The organism is Algoriphagus confluentis, from assembly GCF_036245625.1.
Classification (GTDB): domain Bacteria; phylum Bacteroidota; class Bacteroidia; order Cytophagales; family Cyclobacteriaceae; genus Algoriphagus; species Algoriphagus confluentis.
In genome coordinates this window covers 318,772-345,412 of record NZ_BTPD01000005.1, presented here as the reverse complement: position 1 = coordinate 345,412, position 26,641 = coordinate 318,772, and the positions used below count along the sequence as shown (strand labels likewise).

The window sequence follows — 26,641 nt, the reverse complement described above, 5'->3', positions numbered from 1 at the left end:
AACTTATGGGATGTCCATAAATTTATGGGTTTGCAGGGATATTTTCCAATTCGGGTGGTTTTTCACGTACTCAATGATCTCCGGTGTGAATTTTTCAGCCTTACTCCACTCGGGCTGAAGACGAAGTTCACAAACGGGGTTCACCAACCGGGCATGCTCCTGGGCAAATGAAAAATCACTCTTATTGTAAATGACCACTTTGAGTTCATCGGCTACTTTGTAGATCGAAGGATGTGGTTTTTTGAATTTCTTGGGAGAAAAACACACCCAGTCAAAATCTCCTGAAAAAGGATGAGCTCCAGAAGTTTCAATATTGGTGGTAAATCCTTTTTCTTTCAAAAGCTTGGTCAAAGGATCAAGATTGTACATCAAAGGCTCGCCTCCGGTAATGACCACAAGTCTTCCCGGAAAAGCCAAGGCGTCCTCTACGATTTTCTCAATGGATAAAACCGGCCACTTGGCAGCTTCCCAGCTTTCTTTGACGTCGCACCAGACGCAGCCTACATCACAACCTCCCAGCCGAATAAAATATGCAGGATGTCCTGTAAATCTGCCTTCTCCTTGGATGGTATAAAAAGCCTCCATGATGGGAAGCTGAAGCCCTGCGGAAATGAGTTCTTGGGTAGTCGGAGCTACCAAATCGAGTGTCTGCATGAATTTTTGGTAAAGCGGGTGATTCGACCGCTGGTTTAGAAAACAAAGGTAAGCGTTAAAATTGAAAGGATAAGTACGATTTAAGAAGTACGATTTACGACTTGAATAAGAACCTCAAATCTGATTCTGGGTAGTTACCCTGTGGAAATTAGGCTTGAGGAGCAAAAAAGCATCGTAAATCTGAAATCGTAAATCGTTCTTACACAAATTGCTGTTCCTAATTCAAAGTTCCTTCCACAACACCACCCGATAATCTTCCACCCCTCCCTTGGGAATTACTTCCATGATTTTAAATCCACGCTTCAATCCGAAAGCAATCATTGCTGGGAAGCGGTTTCTGGTTTTGAAAAAGATAGCCTTGAATCCCTTTTCTCTGGCCCAATTTTCCTGAAATTCAGCCAAAGCATCTGCAATTCCCAACTTTCGAAACTCGGGTCTCACCCCTCCCATCCAAGAATAAAAGGTATCAGGGGTTTCACTTTGGTACCCAACTTTAAACCCCAAAAGCTCTCCATCTCTCTCAGCCACCAACCCCAAATAAAGCCGATGCTTCAAGCGCTCTGCGTAAAAATCCATGGAAGCCTTCCCCGGAAACTCCGGGATGCGTTCGTGCACCCAGAGGAGTTCGGCGGGAGAAGCCTGTCTTATAGTGAAACTTGATTGACCCTGTGACATTGGATTTTTGATTTACGAATGACGATTTACGACATTAATAGAACCTCAATCCTAATTTAAAGTAGTTACTTTTTGGAATCTAAAATTGAGGAACAAAAGAATGTCGTAAATCAAAAATCGTAATTCGTAAATCCCTATTCTTTTTTCACCGTCGGATACGTCACCCCAAGCTGCTCCAAGTAGGTATCGTATTTCGTCTCGTCATAGTAAAATTTCTCCAAAGCTGGACGGAACTGCTTCATAATGCCTTCATTTAGATAAATCGGAGGAGCGTCATCCTTCGTAATCATTGGCTTGTAGGTTTCTTCTTTGGTCTGCACATTTTTGAAGTAGTCCCAAGCCTGATCCACCAGTTCGGGAAGAAGCAGAAAGTCCAAAATAGTCATCGCTTCCGCTTTGGCACCGGCTGTTACACCCTTATGAGCAATAGGTGTCGCCATAGCAATGGCATTGCTCCAGTGATGACCTGGAAGTCCAGGAATATTGGAAGGGAATCTCAAAGTCACGGTAGGCACGACCCAAGACACATCTCCGATATCGTCTGAGCCACCCGAGACAGGCTCTTTCACAGGCAGTCCCAAAGTATCCAGTTTGGTAGCCAGGCCTGTTGGTTTGGAACCCATCTCTTCCTGAACAGCCTTTGCCAAAGTTTGATCGTTTTCATCCCACTCGGGAAGCCCTACCTTAAGGATATTTTGATACATCCTCTCAGCGATCACCTTATTAAAGTGCCTTGGCCATGCAGTGCCCAGCACCTTGTACTCCATGGTCGTTCCGGTCATGAGTGCCGCTCCTTTGGCGATATCATTGGCCTGTGCATACATTTCCATGATCCCGTCGTACTTCACATCCCGGAAATAGTACCAAATCGACGCCTTGGATGGCACCACATTGGGCTGATCTCCTCCATCGGTGATTACAGAGTGCGATCTTTTCAGTGGATGCAAATGCTCCCGCTTGTAGTTCCAGCCAATGTTCATCAGCTCTGTGGCATCAGCGGCACTTTTTCCCCTCCATGGCGCACCAGCGGAGTGTGCGGCATCTCCGGAGAAGGTATATTCCACGGAAATCAATCCTGTGCCGCTAGCCTGTCCGTAGCTGACCGCAAGATTATTTGCCACGTGGGTGAAAATGCAAAGATCAATTCCGTCAAATTTCCCATCCCGAACAAACCACGCCTTTGCAGCTACCAATTCCTCGGCAATCCCCGGCCAAAGAATTAAGGTGCCTCCGATATTCTCCCGCTCCATAATCTGCTTCACGGCCAAGGCAGCCGTGATATTCAGGGGAATCCCGGCATTATGTCCTTCTCCATGGCCCGGAGCTCCTTCAACCATGGGTTTGTGGTAGGCAACTCCCGGATACTGAGAGGCTTTGGGAATATTGTCCACATCAGAACCCAAAGCAATCACCGGACCTTCCCCATTACTCCAAGTAGCCCACCATGCCGTGGGGATGGCAGAGATTCCCGTTTCGATGGTAAAGCCATTTTGCTCCAAAATCCCGGTCAAGTATTTGGAAGATTCAATTTCCTGAAAGCCCAATTCGGCAAAGGAAAAAATCTTGTCCACCATCACTTGGCTTTGCTTGTGATTGGCTTGGACGATTTGGGCCGCTTCGGCTTTGAGTGCCTCTATTTGCTTGGGAGTGTATTTCTTCTGGGGAAAAGCCGAAAGGCAAATTCCTCCAGCCAAGGCGAGTGTAAGCAGTAATTTTCTTCTCATAAGGTTGATTGGTTAGTGTTCTGAAAGTACAAAAAAGACTCCTCTGCCTCAAACAAAATTGATCAGTGGCCAAAATCCCGATTTGGGAGGAATTGGAAATTTGACTACCAAAGCCGCCTGATTTTTCTATTTTTGCAGGCATTTAGTCAAAAAATCAAGAATATTTCAATCATGGCGGAGTACAACTTCAGGGAAATCGAGCAGAAATGGCAAGGCTACTGGAAAGAAAAAGGAACCTTTAAAGCCGAGGTGGACCCCAATCGTCCCAAGTTTTATTCCCTGGACATGTTTCCTTATCCATCCGGTGCCGGGCTACACGTCGGCCACCCGCTGGGATACATCGCTTCAGATATCGTCTCCCGATTTAAGATGCTGAAAGGTTTCAATGTCCTTCATCCAATGGGCTATGATTCTTTTGGTTTGCCGGCAGAACAATATGCCATCCAAACCGGGCAACACCCCGCCATCACTACCGAGCAAAACATCACCCGATACACCGAGCAGCTTAAAAACATCGGCTTTGCTTTTGACTGGGATCGGGAAGTTCGCACCTCGGACCCATCCTATTATAAATGGACCCAGTGGATTTTCATGCAGCTGTTCAAGAGCTATTACGACTTGGATGCGGACAAGGCACTTTCCATCGAGTCTTTGGTTTCCCGATTTGAAAAAGAAGGAAACGCAAAAGTGAAAGCGGTTTGCGATGATGACACAACTATTTTCAGCGCAGAAGAATGGAACGCTTTTTCTGAAAAAGAAAAGCAGGAAATGCTGCTCAAATACCGATTGAATTTCTTGGCTGAAACCACCGTAAACTGGTGTCCGGCTTTAGGAACCGTGCTTTCCAATGACGAAGTAAAGGACGGTTTCTCCGAAAGAGGAGGGCATCCTGTAGAGCGTAAGAAAATGATGCAATGGTCCATGCGGATCACGGCTTATGCAGATCGCTTGCTCCAAGGTTTGGAAAAAGTAGACTGGTCCGAACCCATCAAGGAAATGCAACGCAACTGGATCGGAAAGTCGATCGGCGCTGAAGTTTTGTTTGATGTAAAAGGTTCAGATAGGAAAATTAAGGTCTTTACCACTCGAGTAGATACGATCTTCGGAGTAACCTATTTGGCTTTAGCTCCAGAGTCAGATTTGGCCGCCGAACTGGTCACAGACGATCAGCGGGAAACTGCCGAAGCCTATATCCAAGTCGCTAAAAACCGCTCCGAGCGCGAGCGAATGAGTGATGTAAAGACCATTTCAGGTGCGTTTACCGGTTCCTATGCGATCAATCCATTCAACGGAGAGGAAATCCAAATCTGGGTGGCTGACTATGTATTAGCTGGGTATGGAACAGGCGCTGTCATGGCTGTACCTGCACACGACGAGCGCGACTACAACTTTGCCAAGCACTTTGGACTGGAAATCCGCCAAGTGATCGAAGGCTCGATGGAGAACGGTTCTTTCCCCGGAAAAGGTGGCTTGATTATCAATTCAGGCTTTATTTCTGGGCTTTACATGAAAGAAGCCATGGATAAATGCATCGAGTTTTTGGAGGAAAAAGGGATCGGAAAAGGTAAAATCCAATTCCGAATGCGGGATGCGATTTTCACCCGTCAGCGCTATTGGGGTGAACCGCTTCCCGTATATTTCAAAGACGGCTTGCCTTATTTACTTGAAGAAAAAGACCTTCCTTTAGTCCTTCCAGAGGTAGATAAATATTTGCCTACCGAAGACGGCGAACCCCCACTCGGTCGAGCAAAAGACTGGACTTACAAAACGGCTGACGGTGAATATCCTTTAGAACTCTCCACCATGCCAGGTTGGGCGGGATCGAGCTGGTATTTCTTCCGTTACATGGATCCGAAAAACGAAGCTGTTTTCGCAGATAAGGCCAAAACAGACTATTGGGGTGCCGTGGATTTGTACATCGGTGGTTCCGAACACGCCACAGGCCACTTGCTCTATTCCCGATTCTGGACCAAGTTTTTGTATGATTTGGGCGTAGTGAGCATCGACGAACCTTTCCAAAAGATGATCAACCAAGGGATGATTCAAGGAAGGTCGAATTTTGTGTATCGATTAAAAGGCACGAACACCTTTGTTTCCTACGGATTAAAAGATCAATACGACACCTCTGCCATGCATGTGGATGTAAATATAGTCCACAACGATCAGCTGAATCTGGAGAAGTTCAAAGCTTGGAGACCGGACTTGGCTGATGCCAAATTTATTCTGGAAGACGGCAAGTACCTCTGTGGATCGGAAGTGGAAAAAATGTCCAAATCCAAGTACAATGTGGTCAACCCAGACGATATTATCGAGCGATACGGCGCCGACACGTTGAGATTGTATGAGATGTTCCTTGGACCTTTGGAGCAGTTCAAGCCTTGGAATACCAATGGCATCGATGGAGTGTATAAGTTCCTAAGGAAGGTTTGGAATCTTTACCATAATGCAGCTGGTGAATTTGCGGTTTCTGATGAAAAAGCCACCAAAGAGGAACTGAAGGCCCTTCACAAAGCCATCAAGAAAATGGAGGAAGACATGGCCAATTATTCCTTTAATACCTCCGTGTCCAGCTTTATGATCTGCGTGAATGAACTCACTGCCATGAAGTGCAATAAGCGGGAAGTATTGGAGCCTTTGTCGGTTTTGATTTCTCCATACGCACCGCATATTGCCGAAGAACTTTGGTCGCTTTTAGGTCATTCAGATTCAATTACCACTGCAAGATTCCCTAAGTTCAAAGAAGAATACTTGGTTGAAAGCAACTTTGAGTATCCGGTCATGATCAATGGTAAGATGCGCGCAAAGTTGGACTTGCCACTTTCTTTATCCGTTCCTGAAATTGAAAAAGCAGCTTTGGCCGATACCACCGTACAAAAATGGCTGGAAGGCAAAGCTCCAAAGAAAGTGATTATCGTACCGGGTAAGATTGTGAATTTGGTGGTATAAAGAGCTTAAACACCTAAAAATCAAAGGACCAAGAGAAAATCTTTTGGTCCTTTTCTTTTAATTTGAACTATGGATGAGAAATTAGAAGATAGAGAAAAGATCATTCTGTTTTGGAAAGAATCTTCTGATCAGGACTTTAAGACCATGCAGAACTTATTTAAATCAAGGGATTTTAGTTGGGGATTGTTCATCGGACATTTGGTTCTAGAAAAACTTTTGAAGGCCCACTATGTCAAAGACAATCAAAAACATGCTCTTTTTACCCACGACCTTTTGAGATTAGCTGATAAATGCAATTTTTCACTCGATGAAACCCAAAAAGATTGGCTGGATCAAATCTCTACATTTAACCTAAATGCCCGATATGACAGTTATAAAAGAGAATTTAATAAACTTTGCACCGAAGAATTTTCTTTCCTTTGGAAAGAACGAATCGAAACGCTTAGGCTATGGTTAATTCAGAAATTCTGAAAAATGTAAAAAGCTTCCTAACCTTAATCCCTGAAAACTTGGGATTGAGAGAAGCCTACCTTTTTGGCTCGTACGCTAAAGGCCTTGAGAAAGAATCCAGCGATGTAGATGTGGCCTTGGTCTTTGACCGAATGGATGATTTTTTTCGAACTCAACAGGAAATGAGAAAGCTTAGAAGAAAAATAGATCTGAGAATCGAACCACATCCTCTTAATTCAAAGGACTTCAATTCTCAGAATCCTTTTGCCAAAGAAATCAAGGAAACTGGGATTTTAATAGGCTAAAAATCTATCTCCAAAAGGCTCAATTTTAAGGAATTGAGCCTTTTTCGGTTTAATGGAAATAAGACTATCTTTGATTAATGAACCTATTGAAGACAAATCATGAAGCAATTAACGTTCTTTGTGAAAAACACAAAGTATCAAAGCTTTATGCCTTTGGTTCGGTGCTTACTTCTGCTTTTAATGATGAAAGCGATGTGGATTTTTTGGTGGAATTCCATATTAAAGATATTGATAAGTACGTGACCAATTTTTTCTCCCTCAAAGAGGAACTGGAAACACTTTTTAATAAAGAAGTTGACCTCATAGAATATAGGTCAATTAGCAACCCTTACTTTAAAGAAGAAATCGACGAAACTAAATCTCTTTTGTATGAGTCGAAAAATTAAAAAATACCTTTTTGATGATTTGACCTGTATTGATGAAATCGAATCCTTTTTTGATGGAAAAGAAATCACAATCGAACACCTAACTGGAGATCGGAAAACGCTCCGAGCAGTCGAGCGAAATCTTGAAATAATTGGGGAAGCAACTAAAAGATTGATCAAAGTCGGGCCAAAAATCCCAATCTCTGACGCAAATGAGATAATTGGGGCTAGAAACTATATTGCTCATGAATATGAGTCCGTTTCGTATATTATTATTACCAGAACTATTAGGGATCATTTCCCACTTTTGAAAAAAGAAGTCAAAAAACTCTTGGAGGAAAAATGATCCTCTACGCCTTCCCCGTCCGCACCGCATTTACCGACCGTGACCTGGAAATGATCAGTCCGGTGGCTGCAATCAAGCCTTTGGAGTTTACCCAAAGCCCGGTCAAACTTCCATTTCATTTTATTCTTCAGTTTTTTCAACTGCTTTGGTTTCTACCCCGCACCAGTCAATACCTCTGCTTTTTCGGAGGATACCATAGTGTGTTGCCGGTTTGGTTTGGGAAGGTGTTTGGAAAAAAATGCACCATCCAAGCAGGAGGCACCGACTGCATCAATATGCCCGAGATAGGTTATGGGAATTTTCGGAAAAAATGGCTTCGCAAAGCCACGGTTTACTCTTTTAAAAACTGCTCGTTGATTTTGCCAGTAGCCGAGGCCTTGGTCAAGCAGGATTATTCGTATGATTCAAGTATTTCGCCAAAGCAAGGTCTTTTGAATTTGATTCCAGATCTGAAAACCCCCATTCAGGTCATCCCCAATGGTTTTGATACAGATTTCTGGAAAGCTTCAGGAAAAGAACGTAATACGTTAACCTTTATATCGGTAGCAACCGGCACTTCCAATCTTTCCCGCGCGATGGTCAAAGGCTATGATTTGATCGAAAAATTAGCAAAGGCTCATCCAAATTGGGAATTCACCTTGGTTGGCGATTCGAATTATGTATCACCAAATTCGAACGTAAAGGTTTTAGGAAAAATGAATCCTTCCGAACTTTTGAAGCTTTACAATTCCCATCAATTTTACCTTCAACTTTCTACTTCGGAGGGTTTCCCAAATGCACTTGGAGAAGCCATGGCTTGCGGATGCATTCCCATCGGATCGGCGGTAGGTGCCATTCCGGAGATTATTGGGAGGGCAGGCTGGATAGTGAAAGTAAAGGAATATGAGGTTTTGGATAAGGCAATAAAAACACTCCTGGCGAAAGATTTAAAGATGATATCCAAAGAAGCCACAAGTAGAATTTCCCAAAATTATCCTTTCGAATCGAGAAAGATTCTCTTGTTGAAAAACCTTGACCTTTTGAAATAAAGTCCAATTTAAAGTCTGGGATTGCCTCGCAAAATCCCGCAACCTCTCAAATCTTCCAAAAATCCATTTTTCATTTCGTACCTACAGGAGATTATTCCTTTTTACTTTTATTTGATTCGATCAAGCAGGTCGGCCCTTTCTCACCCACCGGAAGGATTGTAGGTCAGGGAGCCAATTGGGGTTAAGCCGTAACTTTCTTCTCAGCAAGAATTAACTTGGTGCCTGGATTCCCAACTCGGTCACTGGGTTTGCGCAAATGTAGAAGTCATTTTGATGTACAAACATCCTTGAGAAAATCATAAATAAAAATCATTAAAGAGAATGAAGAATGTATCGGGTCAAAATCGGCAATATTTATTCATTTCATGATTTTTTTGAAAAAGGTCATTTTCCAGAGGAAACAAAGAATAAGAAGCATCTCTAAAGAAACCTAACTTTACCAAATATTAGGGAAGGTTTCTTTGATTTTTGGCCTTTAAACAGAATTTCCAAGAAATCGATTTCCTAAAATCAAGAAAACCAATTTTTCTACTTTTTACAAAAATTAGTATAAAACAGGCTTTTTTTTAAACCACTTTTTTCACTTTATACAAAAACAATAAATTATATAGCAAAAAAAAAGGGAGCCTTTTTGAAATTTGGCTCCCTGTTGGGGTTTATTGTTAATGGATTAAAACCATATAAACTTTGGCTAAGTACTGGGTTGAGCTATTTTTCTTGTTGCCAAAGTTTGATAAACCTATCAAAAGCAAATAAAAAATCAAAATTTCAGTAAAAAATTTCCTGAATATTTTACGATGAGCTCAGAAATACCATCGCTGTCAGTTGAACGTCTTTCTTGAATCCACGGATGAAATGAGCAAAATTTTTAGAAATCCAACATCAATTCTACTTCCCCAAGGTCTATATCCCCAATCAGATGAATGCAGGTTTACAGATGTTGCTTGGTCAATTCCATCCTTTCTTTGAGTACAGGCTATTAGAAGGTCAAGCTCAGTTCCTGCTTTTCTCACTTAACCCCTTAGTCCATGCTGATCTTTACTTTTTGAGACTATCCTACCAATTTTCAATTGAAATATTGCTTTCGCCCTTTCCAGTAAATTTCCCATGCGATCTGAACAATAAGAACAAATTCCAAGACCTCTCTTCCCGACCATTTTAGCTATATTCATTGGCAAAACCCCAGCAGATGAAAAAAATCCTAATCTTCCTAGCCCTTCTTTTTATCGTATATCTGATCGGGATAAACACGGTCCCCCAGTATATAGAGATGCAAAGGAATCCGGTAAAAAGCCCGGCCCCTTATTCCGTTTCTCTGGAAGCTCAAGCCCTTTATGACAGGTTGGATTTCATATCTGACCTTCACTGTGACGCCCTTCTCTGGGGTAGAAATCTTAACGAACGAGGGGACAGAGGCCATGTGGATTTTCCCCGAATGCGAGAAGCCAATGTGGCTCTGGAGATGTTTACCATCGTATCCAAATCTCCGGCAGGGCAAAACATGCAAAGCAATTCGGAAGATGCCTTTGACAATATTACTCCACTGACCATCGCCAAAGGGGAAAGTCCTTGGAATTGGTTTAGCCTGATCAACAGAACTCTGGGCCAAAGTGAAGCACTTGCTCAATTTGTAGAAAAGGAGGAAGGGAAAGCCATCTTCATCCGATCCAAGGCAGACTTGGAGAAGCTTTTGGAAGCCAGAAATACCGATAAGTCAGTGATTGGAGCTATGCTCGGAGTAGAAGGTGGGCATGCACTGGAAGGAAGCTTGGAAAACCTGAGCAAAGTCTACGAGGCAGGTGTGCGAATGATAGGACCCACTCACTTTTTTGACAATGAATTTGGTGGTTCGGCTCATGGAGAGAATGGAGCAGGGCTTTCTGATTTTGGAAAAGATGCCGTGAGGAAGATGAATGAATTGGGAATTTTTATAGACTTGGCACATGCTTCCCCTGCCATTGTGGAGGATGTATTGAACCTTACTTCCAAACCAGTCATCGTATCTCATACTGGTGTGCGGGCCGTTTTAGACTCTCAGCGAAATCTTAGCGATGCTCAAATCCAAAAAATTGCTGCCAATGGGGGGATAATCGGTATTGCTTTTTTTGACATGGCTGTAGGCGAACCCGAACTCCCCAATATCCTCGCCTCCATCAAACATGTACGTGATTTGGTTGGTGTGGAATATGTAGCCTTGGGTTCGGATTATGACGGTTCAGTAGCCGTTCCTTTTGACATCACGGGGCTTCCTTTGATCGTGGAAGGCTTGATGGAGGCGGGATTTTCTGAGGAGGAAATCCGCGCAGTTATGGGAGAAAATGTCAAACGCTTTTTCCTACAAAACCTCAACTAATCATGGAAGAAAAGCAGCATCTCCCAAATACCAATTTTGGGAAGCTCCAGGAATACCTCCGGGAATTTGTCTATGGAGGCATTGACGGGGCTGTGACCACCTTTGCCGTTGTAGCCGGTGGCTATGGGGCAAACCTCGACCCAGGCATCTTGATTATTCTAGGTTTTGCCAATTTGTTGGCAGATGGTTTTTCAATGTCAGTGGGAGCCTATCTTTCTGCCAAAAGTGAAAGGGACAATTTCGATAAACACGAAAAAATCGAATATTGGGAAATCGAAAATCTTCCCGAAATCGAGCGAGAGGAAGTGGCTGAAATCTATCGGGAAAAAGGCTTTAAAGGTGAGCTTTTGGATAAAATTGTCGATCACATCTGCGCGGACAAGGATCTCTGGGTAGCTGAAATGATGAAAGACGAATTGGGCATGATGAAGGAAACCAAAAGCCCATTTAAAATCGGCTTGGCCACCCTGATTTCCTTTATTTTGGTAGGCTTTATCCCCTTGATGGTCTATCTCTGGAATTTCTTCTTTCCGATGGAAATCAACACCTTTTTTTGGACAAGTGTATTAACTGGGCTGGCTTTTTTGATTGTAGGGTGGCTCAAAGGAATCGTCAATCAAACCTCCACCCTTCGCAGTATTTTGGAGACCGTGGGTTTGGGTCTGTTGGCAGCAGTTGTAGCCTATTATGTCGGCGATGTTCTGGAAAGTTTTTTCAAATAACTCATGAAGACAATTGATGAAGTATTGGTCCGGATGGATCAGATTGTAGACGAATGCAGGACCTCCGATAGCCGAATTGGCTATTTCTCCATTCTTTACCGACAAGTAACCCGAAGAGTTCGAGACGGGATTTTGGCTGGGGAATTTGAAGACAATCCACGAATGGAAATTTTGGACGTACTTTTTGCGAAACGATTTATCGATGCCTATGACTTATGGAAATCCGGTCAAAAACCGACCGAAAGCTGGAGATTGGCTTTTGAAGCAAGCAAAAATTCAGGTCACCTGGTCTTACAACATCTTTTTTTGGGTATCAATGCGCATATCAATTTGGATCTTGGAATTTCAGCCTCAGAGACGATGATCGAAAAAGAGCTCGATGGAATTAAGGGAGATTTCGATAAAATCAATTCGATATTGAGTGAATTAGTCGATGGAGTCAAAGCCAATATCAGCGTGGTTTCACCGATTTTTGGCTGGCTGATTCCTTTGGCCAAAGGAAAAGACGAAATGCTCCTCAATTTCTCTATTCAAATCGCCAGGGATGGAGCTTGGAAATATGCCGGGGAATACCATGCAGACCCTGACAAAGCCTTTCAGATTCAGGATCGGGATAAAAACATCTCCAAGCTTGCTAAAAAACTGATCAATCCGGGAAAGTTTCTGGGCTTTTTGATCAAATTCGTAGCAATTGCAGAATGGAAATCCGTTCAAAAAACAATGGACCAGCTGGATCAGGTGGCCAATAAAACCCTCCAAGGGTCCTAAACGCCAGAAGGGTTAAAACTTTTAAAACACCACTTCTTCCAGAAACTTACGGCAATCATACACTGGGATTTCTGAAAAATAGAACCCTTCAGAATCCTCCGTAATGATGGCTTTGCAGTCAACCTGCAACGCTGAATAATACTCCAACCCATCCTCAAAGTCCATTACACTTGGATTTGAAACAGCACTTTTGACAGTTTGGGAGTCCACAGCCGCAATGTGAATTTTGGAAGAAAGAACCTGCATTTTTTGCTTGGCTTGGGCAGTTCCGCATTTTTTCTCAGCAAAATAAAAAGCAATAGCCAAGCAAATCGGTGTGGTAAAAAGTTGGAATCGCTGCTGATCCGCCAAACTTAAAATCCGAGCAGAATGCGGAAAAAGCGGGTATTCCTTATTCAGAACGGACACCAACACATTTGCATCCAGAAATACCCTCATTTTTTGCCTTCGAAGAACTCATCCTTCATGGCCTTGCGACTGGAAGGCATGCGCTTATACTCAACCCCCCCCTCCGACACCCTATTCACCCAATCGGAAATCGGCAGCTCCTCCAAAGATTTGTAGTTTTTGGAAGTCATCTGTGCATACAGAAACTCAGTCAACCGGGAAAGACTGATGTTATTTTGGTCGGCAAAATCCTTGGCTCGGTCAATGATGTCTTTATTGAAAGACAAGGTGATCTTGGTATCCATAACTCGCTGATTTTGAGGTACACCGTAAAGAAAAATAAATTTACACGTAATTCAAAACAACTCCCTGAATTTCTTTCTATTCACTCCCAACTAGCCAATTCCCGATCGGTTTCGGCTCGGTTTTTCCGATTGGTTTTTTCCTTTTTCAAATCTGTTGCATAGAAATGAGTATCCTGAAAATAACCCACCCGAGCCTCTGATTCCCCTTTGGCGATGATCCATTTTTCTCCTTTGAACAGCTTCACTTTTTCTTCATGGAGCTCCAAAAGTTCGTCATAAGGGCCGCGGCTGGAGATCAATTTGACAAATATTGGGGCAGTCTCAATGGCTATGAAAAGCAGCATGATAAATACATTAGCCATAGCCATGGCTGAGCTTTCGGTGGTTAAAATGGAAAGGGCATCCATACGTGCCGCCAAACCATCAAATCCTTCAATTCCCGGCTGTTGCTTTTCAAACTCAGCCTGACGAAGGGCCATAAACTCCCTAATCTGAGCTTCCAAAGTATCGATACGCTTTTGATTTCGTTTTCGAAGGTCATCCAAAGCAAGCTGAGCGGCATCGAGTTGCTGCTCCTTCTTTTTGGCATTGGTCCCCAATCCTACAATTCCGCTGGTGCCAGAAGTCTTTTCTCCAAATCGCTCCGCATCGTATTCCTTCTGGAGTTGATCCCGGAAAGCTTCGGCTTGGGTTACTTCTGCCTTTAGGGTATCGATTTTCCCTTCCAGCTCTTGGATTTCAGGGAAGCCTTTGGCCAGATTTGCTTTGGATTGGGCGATAAACTCGGTCTTCTTCTCATCCAGTTTTCGGTTGATCTCGCGCTCAAACATTTTCAATTCCAAAGGCTTGGAAATCACCAAGGCCAGCAAAACAGCCAAAACCAAACGAGGAATGGCCAACTTCCATTCCGCCCATGCATTTTCCTTTTTCCGCATACTGGACACGATAAAGCGGTCCAGGTTAAAGATCATCATCCCCCAGAGCAAGCCAAAAAAAATAGCAGGAAGGAGACTTTGAAACACCGTGAAAAGCGCATATCCAGCAGCCAAAGCCGCCAAAATACCGGTAAAAAATACCGTGGCGCCAATACCGACATATTTGTTTGACTCAGTTGGTGTTCTTTTTAAAATGGCAAAATTGGCTCCGCTACAAAACCAGAAAAACCGGGTGACTGAATTCATGGAAAAGGGGTTTGGATGTTGGACACAATATCAACGCTAAAACATGACCAAAGAAGGGGGTCTGACTACCAGATCCCTTCTTTTGGGATGAAAAGTGCCTTTTTGGGGACAGAAAGGGCTTTTCTTCAGGCTCTGGAAAATTCTGGACAAATCTGTCAATTGTACGCGATGTTCGAATACGTTCAGCGAGATGAACGGTTTTGGTTCAGAAGAATTTTGATTTATGTTTGGTCTTATGAAAAGATTCCCCATACAGCTAATTGCTCTTCTCGTTTTCCTTTGTCAGGTGGGACTAGCCCAAGAAGTCCCTTTTGAAAACGAAGTCAAGCGGATTTCAGCCAAATACGACAGTTTGGGTTGGCGGCAAGGGGCCACGGTATTTACCGGGAGTTCGACTATCCGGATGTGGAGTACTTTGGAAGAAACTTTTCCTGAGGAAAGTCTAATCAACACAGGTTTTGGAGGCTCAAAAGCTTCCGATCTGGAACGGCATCTGTTCCCTTTGGTGATCAAGTTTGAGCCCAGCCGGGTCTTTATTTACGAGGGAGACAATGACCTCTGGGCAGGCGTGGAAGTTTCTGATATCCTGACCCGCTTAGACAACATTGTCACCCGGATTCACCTTATCAATCCTGACATTGAGATTTTTTTGATCGGAGCCAAACCCAGTCCTTCCCGCTGGGAGAAAAAAGCCAGCTACCAGATCTTCAACCAAAAGCTGAGCGAATACTGTCGGGCCAAAGAGAAGGTAGAGTTTGTGGATGTCTGGAAAGCTCTGACCACTTCGGATGGGAGTCCAAGGCCTGAGCTATATATCCAAGACCAACTTCACCTGAATCAGGATGGGTATGTGATTTGGGCGGGGATATTTGAGGAATATCTCAAGAATTAGCCTATTCTTTCTTTCGGAGTTTGGCTTCAAAAACGCTTAATGGTAAAATCCCTCCAACTGACCAAGAAAAGCCTTCCCATCGCCGGTCAAACTGACTTGAAGGGGCATCCCCATATTGCACTTGGTATTCTCTATTAGAGCCTAGGGAGAAAAAGGTACCCCATTCGAAATTCAAGAAGGCCGAATTAAACACCCTTAACCTGGAATGGATACCGGTCATGAAGAAAAATGGACTTTTTGCTGAGGAAGTAATGGAATACGTTCCTTGATTTTCTCCCACTTGGATCATACCTGATCGGCTATCATCATCCTTCAGAGTGATCATTGACCAATTTGCGTTAATAAAAGCACCTATTCGGAGATTCTCCTTTTTCCCCATAGGAATATCATAGCGAAAAGTAACAGGCAGAACCAAAAAGGATAAATCAGAATTCATTAAATATTCTCTTCTCTCCCAAATCGGAAAATAAATAGCGCTAGAGGAATGATGAATAACTGATAAGCCAGATTCCAAGGAGAGATTTTCCTTCCGATATCCAAAGCCCATTCCATAAATCAGACTCAAATCTTCTATTCCCGTTTGTAAATAATCAGGGACATTTCCATATCTCATCCCAAAGTGAGGGAAAAAGTAGTATCCATTATCATCACTCAGGGATCGATAATTTTCACTTTTTACAATTCTGGAAGCTTTTTTAGAAGCATTGGTTTGTATCTGAGCTAGGGAGGAGCTGAAAAAAAACAAGCAAAATAGGGGTAGGATATAGCCTTTCATTGGTCGAATAATTTTAAAAATAACTAAACTCCATATAAAAAATTGTAGCCCGATCCTGCTATTTTTCTTCAATTTCCTTTTTGCTCCAGAAAGAGGCTAAAATAGACCCGGAAATATTCATAACAGGCCCAAAAACAGCAGAGGCAAGTCCAATGGTCGCTATTTTTCCCATTTCTTTGGCAATTCCTGAGGCGAGACCTGCATTTTGCATCCCAACTTCCAAGGCCACCGTCCGGCAGTCTTTTTCGGCCAATCTCAGTATTCTTGCAAACCAATAGCCAATAAAATACCCACTGAAATTGTGGATCAAAACTAATCCGATGAGCAAGATTCCTATTTCAAGAAGGGCATCTCTACCTGCTGCCGTGATTACGACAATTATCAGTCCTATACCAATCATTGATACCAAAGGCATGGCTTGATCGAGCCATTTGGATTTCCCACTAAAAAGCTTGTTGAAAAGGAGACCAGCTCCGATCGGGATGATAATCATTTTGAATATATCCCACATCATTTTAAGAACATCTATTTCAACCAAAGCTCCTGCCAAAAACTTCATCAATAGAGGAGTCATCAATGGAGCCAGCATGGTCGTAACCGACGTCAGAGTGATCGAAAGGGCTAGGTTAGCCTTGGCTAAATAGCTCATTACATTGGAAGCAAGCCCACTGGGTGAACTGCCGATCAAAACCAGTCCTGCCGCTACTTCCGGCTCCAAACCACTCATCGTAGCCAATGCCAAACCCAAAAAAGGCATGATGCAAAACTGAGCCAAAACTCCGATCAGCACGGACTGAGGAGTTTTGACTACCCCTGCAAAATCCTTGATGCTCATCGAAGTCCCCATTCCAAACATAATTAGCTGAATCAGGGGAGTGATTGTATTGGATAGCTTGTACCCTCCTATTTCAGTGAACCATGCCGGAAAAGCCATCGCCAATGAAACTGCCGCGAAAATCATGGTCGAATAGGTAAATCCTTTTAACGTGGGACTACCCTGAAAGCTAATCCCAAGACAAGTAAAAAACCCTGTAGCAGACCACCCTACCCCAATCCAATTTTGGACGAAGAAGAAATAAATCAAGGAGCAAAAAGCCAGGCCGGCAAGCGCAAGAAAGGTCTTGGTCAAGGAAGGGTTCATCGTTAATTTTTGGGGTTAAAGCTAAAATAAAAAAACCTGCATCGGAACCTTACCGATGCAGGCCAAGGAGGTCAGCTGTATGTTCTGTCATGAGAGCGTTTCTCCGTCCATTCCTCGGTAGGCGCAAAATAGGTCTTATCCGTGGCATGAAGATGCTGTTTGAGCACCTCTTCATTAAGTTCTATTCCTAATCCAGGAGCAGTCAACGGAACAGGGGCGTACCCCTTGTCGATAATCTTGTCTCCTCCGGTCATGATCACCAAGTCTTCCCACCAAGGCAAATCTACCGAATGATGCTCCAAAGAAAGGAAATTCTGGGTAGCTGCCGCACAGTGCACATTGGCCATAAAGGATACCGGAGTACCCGCCTGATGCATGGCCATGGCAATCCCAAACTCCTCGGCATAGTCTCCGATCCGCTTGGTTTCTAACAAGCCTCCGCTTGAAGCCAAGTCAGGATGGACAATGTCCACAGCCCGGTTGTGAATGAGATCTTTAAACCCGTTTAAGAGGAAAATATCCTCACCGGTAAGGTTTGGGGTATCCAAAGTGTCTGTGATGACTTTGTGTTGTTGCCACATTTGCCAAGGCACCATGTCCTCAAACCAAGCCAGGCGATATTTATCCAAAGCCTTGCCCAATCGTATGCAATTGTTCATGTCGATGTGGCCATAATGATCTGTAGAAATAGGAACTTCATAGCCCACCATCTCCCTGACATTGTGAACAATTTTTTCGAGCTCGTCCAGCCCTTTTTCGGTAATTTGGATTCCTGTGAAAGGATGGGCTGTATTGGAATAGGACATATATCCTCCCTGCCACTGGCTTGATCCACCGCTCTTGAATATCTCGGTGTTATTGAGACAGCCTGGGATATCTTTGATTTCGTTGATGGATACATCCATCTTGAGCCAAGTGTACCCTTGGTCTTCCATCCGGTATTTGATCCTTTGCTTTTGATCTTCTGGATCTTTGCCTTCGGGAGTGTCTGCATACAGTCGAACTTTGTCCCGATATCTTCCTCCCAACAATTGCCAAGCAGGCACATTATACGCCTTGCCACATAAGTCCCAAAGTGCCATCTCGACGGCACAGACTCCTCCTGCCTGACGGGCGGGGCCTCCAAACTGGCGGATGATCTTAAATATCTTTTCAACATTGCAGGGGTTTTCTCCCATGATCCTGCTTTTTAACATGAGTGCGTACCGGGGATCTGCCCCATCCCTGACTTCCCCAAGCCCGTAGATGCCCTGATTGGTATCTATCCGGATGATGGCTGTTCTCCCCATGACCGCAGTCACGCAGTAGCGTAAATCTGTGATTTTCAAATCCGAAGGTGCTGAAGTCCGGGAAACGTTTCGGGTAGTCTCGGCCATGGTATCTTCAAAATTCAAGCCTGTCAGTGCCGCTAAGCTAAAGCCTCCCAAAGCGGTTTTTTTTAAGAAGTCTCTTCTTTTGGATCCCGTAGAGGGATTTTCTTGTTCTGCCTTTCTTTGTCTTGCGTAGGTACGTTCTTCCTCCCGCTGCTTTGCGATGATTTCTTGTAATCTATTTTTCATTTTGATGGTATTTTGGGTTAATGTTTTGGAAAGAAAGAGTTACCAATTTCTTTCCTTGAAATAGTTATCCAGTTCCTCTTGGGTCATCGGTAGCTTACCCGGATAGTTTTTTAACCAATCCATGAAATCTTTCTTGATTTCATCAGTCCATTCCGAATCGATTTGGCCTGCCAAATATTTCTTTTCGCGGAGTCGCTGATGACCAAATTGATCCCGAAGCGCCGTCACTTCAGCCGTAATTACCAAATCCTCTACTAAGTGGGCAGGAATAAAGATTACCCCGTATTTTTTTGCCAAGACCACATCTCCAGGCAAAACCGTGGCTCTTCCTATCCGAATAGGCGCATTGATGGAGGTCAGCATCATTTCCCGGATAAAAGATGGGTCTTGTCCTTTGATCCATGCATTAAATCCTTCGATCTCAGATAGCCCTTCTTGGTCACGGACAGATCCGTAAAAAATAACCCCCCGCTGCGATTTGGCATAAATGGAATTGCCCAAGTTGTCTCCGATCAAAGTACCATCGGCTATTTTGCCATAGCCATCAGCTACATACACATCTCCTGTAGTCAGGATATCTATGGGCCATGAATTGGTACCTCCTTTAGCGGACCTTCCTTCTGCAGATACGCCCTGTTCCTTGATTTGATTCTGATAATCCGGACGAAGGGGCATATACTGAGCTGTGACCACTCGACCAGTCATGGCAGAATCTGGCCAGATGATTTGCCAATCTCCTTCGTATTGGTTGTTGTATCCTTTATTTCGCAAGACACCCCAAGCTTCCTCTATGGAGATATTTTTCAGCCGCTCAAGTAGGGCATCGGACACTTTGGGGCGACCGTCTGACATTCTTTCTCCTTTCCACTCTGAGGTCAACGCCTTGATAAATTCGGCACTTGCACCCACTTCCTGGGCCTGAACAGACTGCAGCAGTACCCAAAACAAGGCAATACTCCAGATTCCTAGTAGTTTGGTTTTTTTCATGGTATGGTTGTTTTCTTATTCAAAAAAGGGGATACCTGGTTGGGCATACTTTTTCATTCCTTCCTCATGGATCTCCACCCCGATTCCCGGTTTTTCGGAAAGGGTAATGAAGCTATTTTCCGTACGGGGGCCGTCGTATGTGACGATATCTTTCCATAGCTGATCCGTATCCATGTAGATTTGCCATTCCAAAATCTGAAAATTGGGAACGGAAGCACACACATGACAGGAGGCCATTGCGCCTAAAAAAGATGCGACCATGTGGGGTGAAAATGGAACATAGTACAAGTTAGCCAAGTTGGCAATCCGCTGTGCTTCTCCTAATCCGCCTGCTTTTTGCAAGTCCGGCATGATGATGTCTACTGCCTGATCGGCTAGGATCCGGGTGAACCCATAGGCCAGGTAGATGTTTTCTCCGGTGCAGATGGGAGTAGAAGTCTCTTGGGTGATTTTTTTGTATACGTCCACATTGTCTGCAGGGACAGGCTCCTCCAGCCACATCAAGTCCAAGTCTTCATACAATTTGGCCATCTTTAATCCAGTGATTGCATCGTATCGTCCATGCATATCCACACAGATATCAATATTGGGGCCCACTGCTTCTCTGACTGCTGCTATGGAATTGTACATCCTGTCGATTTCCATGGGATTGGCGGTCCAGTTAAACCGATCGTATTTGTTGGGATCGCGACCATTGTCCACATCGAACTTCACTGCGTTGTAGCCTTTGCTAACCGCATTTTTTGCCGCATCAGCATAATCTTGGGGAGTTGGGTTACTGGAGGCATACAGAGCAGTATCACAGTAAACCCTGATTTTGTCCCTGTACTTCCCCCCCAATAATTGATAAACCGGCAGACCCAACACTTTACCGGTCAGATCCCACAGAGCCGTTTCAATGGCTGTGAGCACTGCAACAAAGACACCCGATTGTGCCCCTCCAAAAAAGGCCGCTTTCCGAAGTTGTTCGGCCAGCCTATTGGGATTGAGTGGACTCTGACCCTTGATCTGATCACCCATTCGCTTGACAAGGTAGTAGGTACCATGAATGGCATCCACTGCCTCTCCACATCCCCAAACGTCCTGGTTGGTGTAGATTTTCACGTAAAGTGCTCCCCGGACATAGCCACATTTTACTTCTGTGATCTTAAGGTCTGAAGGAGCAGAGGCTTTGGGCGTCCGCTCTACAGCGGCTTCCAACCCTGATCCGAAACTGAAAAGAAAAGCTGCCCCGGTGAGTCCTATACTTTTTTGGAAAAATGCTCTTCTGTCTTTTGTTTTTTGATTCATTTGAAAGTTGATTTTGGGTTACCAAGTTCTATTCTTGAGGTATTCTTGTATTTGTGCCTTAGGTACAGGAAGCTCGTCGATGTGATCATTTAACCATTGAGAAAAGTCTCGTTCGATTTCATCCGACCAGCGTGTATCTATCTGTCCAGCGGTATATCTCCCCTCCCTAAGCCGTTCATGGCCAAACATATCTCTTAACCGGACAATTTCGGAGACAATCACCACCTGTTCGGCCAAGTGGGCAGGAATGAAAGAAACCCCACCATCTCTACCCAGAACCACATCACCGGCCATCACTGTAGCTTGCCTGATTCGGGTAGGCTGATTGATTCCGACCAACATGGTATTCAAATTGCCCTGTTGATTGTGGTGAGAAGGGTGATAACTTGAGAAATAAGAGGTAAATCCTCCAATTTCCCTCAATCCAGCTATGTCCCGAATTGCTCCGTCGTAGACAATTCCATTGCCGGTTTTGGCATAAATGGCATTGCCTACATTGTCTCCAATAGTGGGTCCATTGACCTGAATCCCAAACTGATTGGCTACATAGACGTCTCCTTGAACCAAAAGGTCCACTGGCCAAGAGTTCTGCCCTTTTTTTCCCTCAGCCTTTCCCCGCTCATCGATCGCATTATGGATATCGGGTCTCCCCGGAAGAAAAGTGGCAGTAACTGCTCTACCAATCAAAATACTATCCGGATTGATCGTTTCCCAGCCGTCAGCATATTGGTAAAGGTAACCGGCATTTTTCATCACTGCCCAGGCTTCATCATGGGTAACCAGCCTCATTCTTTTTAGAATTTCATCAGAAACCTTAGGCCTGCCGTCCGGAAATCGCTCACCCTTCCATTCTCTGGTCAGGTAGATTAACTCCTCTTTGGAAATTTGCTGGGCAAATGAGAAATAGCTGCAATTCAGCAGAATAACTACAATTAAAATTATTTTCATAGGATTTTGGAAAAACACCCAGTCTTAAAAAAGACCAGGAAAGATGAATTATTTGTCCCACCACACTTTAGTACCAATCTCATCAGGCCCCTGAAGGGAAATAGCTTCCTGCACATTAGCTGCATTGACTGAAATCTCTGAGTTGGGATAAGTAAGGCGGTTGATAAACGGAACTTCTCTTCCGGGGAATGGATTTGGTGCCAGAGCGGGGAATCCACTTCTCCTAAAGTTGGCAAATGCCTCTGGACCATTAAGAAACGAGGCTATCCAATACTGATCATTGATTTGCTCCAGGGCAGAGGCCTGAATCAATGGGTTGGCTTGAAGGAAGGCATTGATTTCTTCCGGAGGAATCATTGAGCCTGCATCTACCTGACCCAATTGGACCATATGGGCACGGATTCCCGCATGAAAATATTCCTCCGCAGAGCCGCTGCTAATCCATCCTCTGTGTCTTGCCTCAGCGAGAAGTAAGTTCGTTTGACTAGCTGTAATCAGAAAATTTGGGGCAGTAAGCTTGGCAACCCTTCTTCGGTCAGCTTGACTAAATTCATAAAAGCTTGCCAATCCCGCATCAGAAGCCGCCTTGACAGCACCTGCATTGTCATTGCCCATGGGCATTCCAATTTGCAAATCAGCAGAAAAAGAAGCTCGTTCGGGGGTTTGTTCAGGCCCAGAAGAAGCTCCAACATACCTCACGGCGATTGCTGAAAGCCTTGGATCGTTGGAATTTTTAAGAAAATCGACAAAAGGCTGGGTAAGGTAGAAATTTGATGCTTCGGTAGAATTCAGTGTGTTTCCAGTTGGGTTTTGGTAATTATTATCATGCCTGATTGCTGCATTGTCCGTATTGTCCAAAATGAAAGGTCCCGATCCTAGGGATGAAACCACCTGCTGCGCCAAAGCTGGATCCACCTCGCTGAGTCTCATTCCCAGCCTCAATAAAAGGGAATTCCCAAACGCCTTCCACTTGTCTATGTTACCGGCATACAGCACATCTGCCGTTTCTATCCTCTGGCTTGAACTTAAAGCTCCAGTAGCTTCTCTGACTTCCTTGATCAAATCAGCATAAATATCCTGCTGTGCATCGTATTTGGGCAAAAACACTTGGTTGGTGTAGCCTTTTCCTCCGTCAAAATAGGGTATACTGCCATAATCATCGGTCAATACCATGAATCCATAGGCTTGGACCAGGCGAGCCATTTGCAATAGATTTCCGCGGTTGGAGACTCCCTCCACCCTTGAGATCACATCCCTCGTGTTTTTGATTACGTTGCGGTAGTACCCCTGCCATAGACTCTGGGAAAACTCCCGATTGTCTTGGTTGTAATTTGCCCCTGTCAATACCCCGGAATTTGGGGAAATGATTTGTTGCACAATACCGATATCAAAAGTCAGGGTCCCCAAAGTGGGAAAGGCCAATCCAACCACCGCTGCATTGAGCTGAAATGCCGGATCGATAGCTGTAGCATTGACTTGGTTGGTATTAAATTCGTCGAAGTTTTGATCACAAGAGATGGTGTATCCCATCAAAATGATCAAGGAAAGGGAAGAAATTATCTTTTTCATTGGTTTATGGGATTAGAATTTGACATTAAGATTAAAGCCTAACCCTCTGGTGGTTGGCAATCCGGTAGATTCCATACCGACTAAGTTGTCAGAAGAGTACCCAAAAGACTCCGGGTCTATGTTGTCCACCCATTTTTGAAGCAAGAGGACATTATTGGCTACAAAATTCAATTTGAGCCCTCTGATCGGAGATTTTTCCTTCAGGTGTTTGGTAAAGTCGTAGCCTAAAGTGATTTGGCGGAGCTTCCAATAGCCACCGTCAAAAACAGCCGGCTCGATCAAGGCCTGAGATCTCACCACTTCCCAATAGGACTGGACCGGAGCTGCCACCGTATTGGGTTCTCCGTTTTGGTTAACCCCTTCGCCAATTACCCCTCCCTCTCTGCCTTGGAGGGTCATTTTGTGAAGACCGTGACGGATGGCGTTGAAATTAGTCCCGGACAACATCATATTCCCCAGCTTGAAATCAATCAAAAATGAGAACATTACCCCTTTGTAATTAAAGGCATTATTAAACCCGCCAAACCACTTGGGTAGGGCAGATCCAAAATTGATTAGATCGGGCGTTCGCAAGGGAATTCCGTTTGCCCCGTAAATTATTCTCCCCTGTTCATCCCTACGAAATCCAAATCCAGCAATTTGGGCCATTTCTTCTCCTACAATCTGCCTGAGCTCTCCATTAAAAACGTGAGTCCCTACCGTGATCCTTTCACCGGGTGTATCTGTTAACAGACTCAATACTTTGGTTTTATTGTAGGTAGCATTGGTGGTAAATTCCCAGGTGAAATTTGAGTTTTCTATAGGAACTAGGGTCAAAAGCATCTCAACCCCCTGATTTTGGCTCTTTCCACTATTGATCGAAGTTGTTACAAATCCCGACGCATCTGAAATCTGGGCTCTGACGATCTGATCTGTCGTGATCTTGTGATATCCTGCCACATCCAGACTTACCCTACCCTGAAACATCGTCAACTCAAAGCCTACTTCTGTCTCTGCGACCCGCATGGGTCTTAGGTCTGGGTTAGGAAGGGTGGTTCCGATAGGACCTCCGACAGGCTGATTTCCAAAAAGATTGTTGTTGATCCCGTAGAATAGCACATCGGAATACGGAGCAACATCTGAATCACTGCCCACTTCAGCATAAGCTACTCTCAACTTGCCAAAATTCAACCAACCCGATTCACCTGTATTGTCTTTGAAAACCCAACTGGTAGCTACCGAAGGATACAGAATGCTTCTATTGGCTTCAGATAAGGTGGAAAACCAATCGTTGCGTAGGGTACCTGTCAGAAAAAGTCGATTCTTTAGGGAAACCTCTGCAGATCCATACAGAGAGTTGACGGCCCGTTCGGAAAGATCAAAAATAGGATCCTTTGCTCTTCCGTTTTGGACAGTATAAAGTCCCCGAACCACAAAATCAGTGACCTGCACGCTGTTGACATCAGACCTTCGATACATATGATTGCCCCCAAATGAGGCATTGAATCCGATATCCCCAAACGATTTGTTGGCTGAAATCAAAAAATCCGCATTGATTTCCCTAAATCTCCTGGACTCTTGGGTATACACTCCGTTGACAAATCCTGCGGGCGCAGGTGCTCTGGAGGCCTGTCCCGTTGGAAAGTTATTGTAATCCTGATCTCTTGACCAGTAATCCTGTCCTACTCTTCCTTGGATATTCAGCCATGGAGTGAAATTGTATTTCAATGAAACATTTCCAAATATTCGATCCCTGATAATTCGGTTAAACTGTTCTGCCAGGGTAAAATAGGGGTTGGTTCTGTTTCTGAACCTGGAATACACCGCTTCATTTCCATCCTCATCGTACTTGTTTTCATCAAGCACATTGAGCGGCATAGAGTTGGCCAGGTTGTACAAGGCCACAGGAATGGTGTTGTCCTGTTGTCCGATGTTTGGCGGATTGGTATTTTTTTCATTCGAGTAATTAATATTACCCCTGAAGCTGAGTTTGGGAGTGAGATCGTAGCCAAAACCTAAGTTGATGGTTTTCCTGTTGTAGCTATTGTTTGGAACGATCCCTCTGCTTGTCAAATCTGAAAATGAAAGATTGAATCCTCCTTTTTCACTTGCTGAAGCCAAGGAAAGGGAGTTGGTTAGATTTTGTCCATTTCTGAAAAAATCACGAATATGGTTCCTTACAGGCTGATAAGGAACGGTAACCCCGTCAAATAAAACCTGAGTCATTCCGGGTTGAAACCTTTCCCCGAAAGACCATTGACCTGAAGTGGGATTTGGAGTGGTAGGCCTTACGCCCTGCTCCCCCTGTCCGTATTCATATTGATAGTCCGTAAAGTCCAAGGGAGCTTCATTGGTATAATTGATATTGTAAGTAACCCCGATTCCCTGACGATCCCCCTTGCTTTTGGTAGTGATCATGATGACTCCATCCTTGGCTCTTGAACCGTAAAGAGCGGCGGCGGCAGCTCCTTTCAGGACGGTCATGCTTTCCACGTCATCGGGGTTGATGCTGCTGAGTCCATCCCCACCGTCAGAGGTGACTCCTCCTCCTCTGACACCTATTGAGTTATCTGAGGCATTGTTTCCTGGATTGGTCCCAAAATTGGTGTTGTCTATAGGCACCCCGTTGATAACTATCAAGGGATTATTTTGGCCTGAAATGGAAGACTGTCCCCTTATTCGGATTTTGGATGTTCCACCTGGACCGGTTCCCAAGGATGAAATATTCACACCGGCAATTTTTCCCTGAAGTGCATTCATCAAATTGGGAGTTCTGTTTATTGTCAGTTCATCGGATTTAACCCTTGCTGTAGAATACCCCAAGCTTTTAGCGGATTTTTCTACTCCCAGTGCAGTCACGACGATCTCCTCGAGGCTGCTCTCATCCAAAGACATGGAAACATTGATCACAGACCGATTTTGAACCTGCACTTCTTGAGAATTATATCCTACAAATGAAAAAACCAATACGGAACTCCCATCCGGGACATTGAGGGAGTAATTGCCCGATATGTCAGTTACTGTCCCCTGAGTTGTCCCTTTGACCAAAATATTGACTCCTGGGAATCCATTTCCTTTTTCATCCATCACTCTACCGGTCACGGAAAATTCCGCATGGGAAGGCTTCCTCACTTCTCTCTTTATTCCCATACGCTCGTGGGGTACATTTTGAGGATTTGTTCTGTCCAGAAATCCAGCGGGGATCTCCGGGTTTACCGAAGAGGAGGCTTTTGATGAAGCTTTAGGAAAAAGCACATAAGAACCCGCTCCTACCTTTTCATATTGAATACCT

At 44.3% G+C, this 26,641-nt stretch carries 24 protein-coding genes; 10 read left to right on the top strand and 14 right to left on the bottom strand.

The features are described 5' to 3' along the window. Positions 1 to 3 precede the first annotated feature (3 nt). The 3 genes from AAA943_RS09790 to AAA943_RS09780 form a co-directional block, all read right to left on the bottom strand. On the bottom strand, positions 4 to 654 hold the full coding sequence (locus AAA943_RS09790; RefSeq protein ID WP_338224051.1) for a 7-carboxy-7-deazaguanine synthase QueE: 651 nt from the start codon (positions 652 to 654) through the stop codon (positions 4 to 6). Positions 655 to 876: 222 nt separating this feature from the next. After that, positions 877 to 1,329: a GNAT family N-acetyltransferase gene (locus AAA943_RS09785; protein WP_338224049.1), complete on the bottom strand. Its 453-nt coding sequence runs from the start codon at positions 1,327 to 1,329 to the stop codon at positions 877 to 879. Between the two features lie 134 nt (positions 1,330 to 1,463). Continuing rightward, positions 1,464 to 3,053 (bottom strand): amidohydrolase, encoded by a 1,590-nt coding sequence (locus tag AAA943_RS09780; RefSeq protein WP_338224048.1) that lies wholly within the window; start codon positions 3,051 to 3,053, stop codon positions 1,464 to 1,466. A gap of 171 nt (positions 3,054 to 3,224) precedes the next feature. Between AAA943_RS09780 and leuS the strand changes: the two genes are divergently transcribed. From leuS to AAA943_RS09735, 9 genes are all read left to right on the top strand, one after another. Next, on the top strand, positions 3,225 to 5,999 hold the full coding sequence (gene leuS / locus AAA943_RS09775; RefSeq protein WP_338224047.1) for a leucine--tRNA ligase: 2,775 nt from the start codon (positions 3,225 to 3,227) through the stop codon (positions 5,997 to 5,999). Between the two features lie 69 nt (positions 6,000 to 6,068). Further along, positions 6,069 to 6,470 (top strand): HEPN domain-containing protein, encoded by a 402-nt coding sequence (locus AAA943_RS09770; RefSeq protein ID WP_338224046.1) that lies wholly within the window; start codon positions 6,069 to 6,071, stop codon positions 6,468 to 6,470. Continuing rightward, the gene (locus AAA943_RS09765) at positions 6,449 to 6,754 is read left to right on the top strand and encodes a nucleotidyltransferase domain-containing protein (RefSeq protein ID WP_338224045.1); all 306 of its coding nucleotides are present in this window, start codon (positions 6,449 to 6,451) and stop codon (positions 6,752 to 6,754) included. Before AAA943_RS09770 ends, AAA943_RS09765 begins: the two co-directional genes overlap by 22 nt. A 77-nt stretch (positions 6,755 to 6,831) precedes the next feature. After that, the gene (locus AAA943_RS09760; protein WP_338224044.1) at positions 6,832 to 7,140 is read left to right on the top strand and encodes a nucleotidyltransferase family protein; all 309 of its coding nucleotides are present in this window, start codon (positions 6,832 to 6,834) and stop codon (positions 7,138 to 7,140) included. After that, positions 7,124 to 7,465, top strand: coding sequence for a HepT-like ribonuclease domain-containing protein (locus tag AAA943_RS09755; RefSeq protein WP_338224043.1), 342 nt, complete (start codon positions 7,124 to 7,126; stop codon positions 7,463 to 7,465). Before AAA943_RS09760 ends, AAA943_RS09755 begins: the two co-directional genes overlap by 17 nt. Continuing rightward, the gene (locus AAA943_RS09750; protein WP_338224042.1) at positions 7,462 to 8,493 is read left to right on the top strand and encodes a glycosyltransferase family 4 protein; all 1,032 of its coding nucleotides are present in this window, start codon (positions 7,462 to 7,464) and stop codon (positions 8,491 to 8,493) included. Before AAA943_RS09755 ends, AAA943_RS09750 begins: the two co-directional genes overlap by 4 nt. Before the next feature lie 1,189 nt (positions 8,494 to 9,682). Further along, on the top strand, positions 9,683 to 10,846 hold the full coding sequence (locus AAA943_RS09745; protein WP_338224041.1) for a dipeptidase: 1,164 nt from the start codon (positions 9,683 to 9,685) through the stop codon (positions 10,844 to 10,846). 2 nt (positions 10,847 to 10,848) lie between these two features. Further along, positions 10,849 to 11,568 (top strand): VIT1/CCC1 transporter family protein, encoded by a 720-nt coding sequence (locus AAA943_RS09740; RefSeq protein WP_338224040.1) that lies wholly within the window; start codon positions 10,849 to 10,851, stop codon positions 11,566 to 11,568. A gap of 3 nt (positions 11,569 to 11,571) precedes the next feature. Next, positions 11,572 to 12,336: a DUF5995 family protein gene (locus AAA943_RS09735; protein ID WP_338224039.1), complete on the top strand. Its 765-nt coding sequence runs from the start codon at positions 11,572 to 11,574 to the stop codon at positions 12,334 to 12,336. A gap of 21 nt (positions 12,337 to 12,357) precedes the next feature. Here AAA943_RS09735 and AAA943_RS09730 read toward each other — a convergent pair whose 3' ends face one another. The 3 genes from AAA943_RS09730 to AAA943_RS09720 all read right to left on the bottom strand — a co-directional run bounded on the left by AAA943_RS09730 (position 12,358) and on the right by AAA943_RS09720 (position 14,209). Beyond that, positions 12,358 to 12,774, bottom strand: coding sequence for a type II toxin-antitoxin system VapC family toxin (locus AAA943_RS09730; protein WP_338224038.1), 417 nt, complete (start codon positions 12,772 to 12,774; stop codon positions 12,358 to 12,360). Next, positions 12,771 to 13,028: a DUF6364 family protein gene (locus AAA943_RS09725; RefSeq protein ID WP_338224037.1), complete on the bottom strand. Its 258-nt coding sequence runs from the start codon at positions 13,026 to 13,028 to the stop codon at positions 12,771 to 12,773. The genes AAA943_RS09730 and AAA943_RS09725 overlap by 4 nt, the downstream gene beginning before the upstream one ends. Before the next feature lie 80 nt (positions 13,029 to 13,108). Next, the gene (locus AAA943_RS09720; RefSeq protein WP_338224036.1) at positions 13,109 to 14,209 is read right to left on the bottom strand and encodes a DUF4407 domain-containing protein; all 1,101 of its coding nucleotides are present in this window, start codon (positions 14,207 to 14,209) and stop codon (positions 13,109 to 13,111) included. Between the two features lie 235 nt (positions 14,210 to 14,444). On the opposite strand from AAA943_RS09720, the gene AAA943_RS09715 reads away from it, so the two are divergent. Continuing rightward, positions 14,445 to 15,101, top strand: a complete 657-nt coding sequence (locus AAA943_RS09715; protein WP_338224035.1) for a GDSL-type esterase/lipase family protein — start codon at positions 14,445 to 14,447, stop codon at positions 15,099 to 15,101. 1 nt (position 15,102) lies between these two features. On the opposite strand, the gene AAA943_RS09710 is transcribed toward AAA943_RS09715, so the two are convergent. The 8 genes from AAA943_RS09710 to AAA943_RS09675 all read right to left on the bottom strand — a co-directional run bounded on the left by AAA943_RS09710 (position 15,103) and on the right by AAA943_RS09675 (position 26,499). Further along, a complete protein-coding gene (locus AAA943_RS09710; protein ID WP_338224034.1) occupies positions 15,103 to 15,876 on the bottom strand; it encodes a hypothetical protein in 774 nt (257 codons plus the stop codon). 58 nt (positions 15,877 to 15,934) lie between these two features. Further along, on the bottom strand, positions 15,935 to 17,017 hold the full coding sequence (locus AAA943_RS09705) for a bile acid:sodium symporter family protein (RefSeq protein WP_338224033.1): 1,083 nt from the start codon (positions 17,015 to 17,017) through the stop codon (positions 15,935 to 15,937). Positions 17,018 to 17,088: 71 nt separating this feature from the next. After that, the gene (locus AAA943_RS09700; protein WP_338224032.1) at positions 17,089 to 18,576 is read right to left on the bottom strand and encodes a mandelate racemase/muconate lactonizing enzyme family protein; all 1,488 of its coding nucleotides are present in this window, start codon (positions 18,574 to 18,576) and stop codon (positions 17,089 to 17,091) included. 39 nt (positions 18,577 to 18,615) lie between these two features. Further along, a complete protein-coding gene (locus tag AAA943_RS09695) occupies positions 18,616 to 19,563 on the bottom strand; it encodes an RraA family protein (protein WP_338224031.1) in 948 nt (315 codons plus the stop codon). Between the two features lie 15 nt (positions 19,564 to 19,578). After that, positions 19,579 to 20,853, bottom strand: a complete 1,275-nt coding sequence (locus AAA943_RS09690; RefSeq protein ID WP_338224030.1) for a mandelate racemase/muconate lactonizing enzyme family protein — start codon at positions 20,851 to 20,853, stop codon at positions 19,579 to 19,581. Positions 20,854 to 20,871: 18 nt separating this feature from the next. Continuing rightward, positions 20,872 to 21,801 carry an RraA family protein gene (locus AAA943_RS09685; protein WP_338224029.1) on the bottom strand — a complete coding sequence of 310 codons (930 nt, stop codon included), beginning with the start codon at positions 21,799 to 21,801 and terminating at the stop codon, positions 20,872 to 20,874. A gap of 48 nt (positions 21,802 to 21,849) precedes the next feature. Further along, positions 21,850 to 23,370, bottom strand: a complete 1,521-nt coding sequence (locus tag AAA943_RS09680) for a SusD/RagB family nutrient-binding outer membrane lipoprotein (RefSeq protein WP_338224028.1) — start codon at positions 23,368 to 23,370, stop codon at positions 21,850 to 21,852. 12 nt (positions 23,371 to 23,382) lie between these two features. Beyond that, positions 23,383 to 26,499 (bottom strand): SusC/RagA family TonB-linked outer membrane protein, encoded by a 3,117-nt coding sequence (locus AAA943_RS09675; protein ID WP_420915601.1) that lies wholly within the window; start codon positions 26,497 to 26,499, stop codon positions 23,383 to 23,385. Positions 26,500 to 26,641: the final 142 nt, after the last annotated feature.